The organism is Azonexus sp. (assembly GCF_036170495.1).
Classification (GTDB): domain Bacteria; phylum Pseudomonadota; class Gammaproteobacteria; order Burkholderiales; family Rhodocyclaceae; genus Azonexus.
In genome coordinates this window covers 1-1,209 of the sequence record NZ_JAVHPH010000065.1, presented here as the reverse complement: position 1 = coordinate 1,209, position 1,209 = coordinate 1, and the positions used below count along the sequence as shown (strand labels likewise).

The 1,209-nt window shown below is 61.7% G+C and carries 1 protein-coding gene; it reads left to right on the top strand.

Annotated features, from left to right (window positions below; translation table 11 throughout):
* Positions 1-669 (top strand): GspE/PulE family protein (locus ADADOO_RS02145; protein WP_511274599.1); only part of this gene is annotated, 669 nt, incomplete at its 5' end.
* Positions 670-1,209 lie beyond the last annotated feature (540 nt).

The window sequence follows — 1,209 nt, the reverse complement described above, 5'->3', positions numbered from 1 at the left end:
ATCGAAGACCCGATCGAAATGGTCGAGGCTTCGTTCAACCAGATGCAGGTCAGCCCGGCTATTGAGCTCGGCTTCTCCGACGGCGTGCGCGCCCTCATGCGGCAGGACCCGGACATCGTCATGATCGGCGAAATCCGCGATCTCGAAACGGCTGAAATGGCCATCCAGGCGGCCTTGACCGGCCACCTTGTGCTGTCGACACTGCACACCAACGATGCACCGTCGGCGATCACCCGCCTGCTCGACCTCGGCGTGCCGGCCTACCTGATTAACTCGACCTTGCTTGGCGTCATGGCCCAGCGTCTCGTCCGTACGCTTTGCCCACATTGCAAGAAGGCCGTGCCGCCGCGCGAAGAGCAGCGCGCCGCCTGGCGTTCGCTGGTCGCCCCGTGGAAATCGGCCGAGCCGAGCCAGATCTGGCAACCGGTCGGTTGTCTGGAATGCCGGATGACTGGCTATACCGGGCGGGTTGGCGTCTATGAAATCCTGGTGAACTCCCCGGAAATTCGCCGGTTGATCAAGCCTGTCACTGAAATTCCCAAGCTGCGCGAACAGGCCTTCCGCGAAGGCATGCGCCCGCTGCGTATTTCCGGCGCGCTGAAAGTGGCTCAGGGCGCGACGTCGCTCGAAGAAGTCATCAAGGTCGCACCGCCGTCGGACGATAGCTAGGCCAGAATTTCGATTTTGGCCGTTTTTTCCGGTTGACCGTGGGAATCGGTTTTTGGGGCACTCCGGTCGAGACTGGACGCCTTTGGGGTCCCCATGAGAGGCGCTGAGCAACGCAGGCGGGCCGGGGGCCTTCGGCTTGCCATGTTTGAGCCGCAGGCGAGTTCTGGCAAGCCGCCCGGCTCGTCGAGTAGCGCAAGGAACCCGAAGGGCGCCGACCCTGGGGTCGCCTTTTGCCTTCGGAAGCGATGAACCCCGCCTTTGGCTACTTTCTTTTGGCGAAGCAAAAGAAAGTATGCCCGCCCGCAAGGCGGAACACCACGTCCGAATCCCGGACAAGCGTCAGTAAGGAAACGAGGTGGCTCGATTTTGAAGCCTTCCTGCGAATTGGCATTTTGGTGAGGTTGGTGTGGGGTTCCGCCCTTGCGGGGCGGCTTACTTTTTCTTGCTTCGCCAAGAAAAAGTAAGCAAAAAGAAGGCGACCCTGTGTCGGTGCCGGCTGCGCCGGTTCCCTGCGCTACTCGGAAAGCCGGGCGGCTGCGG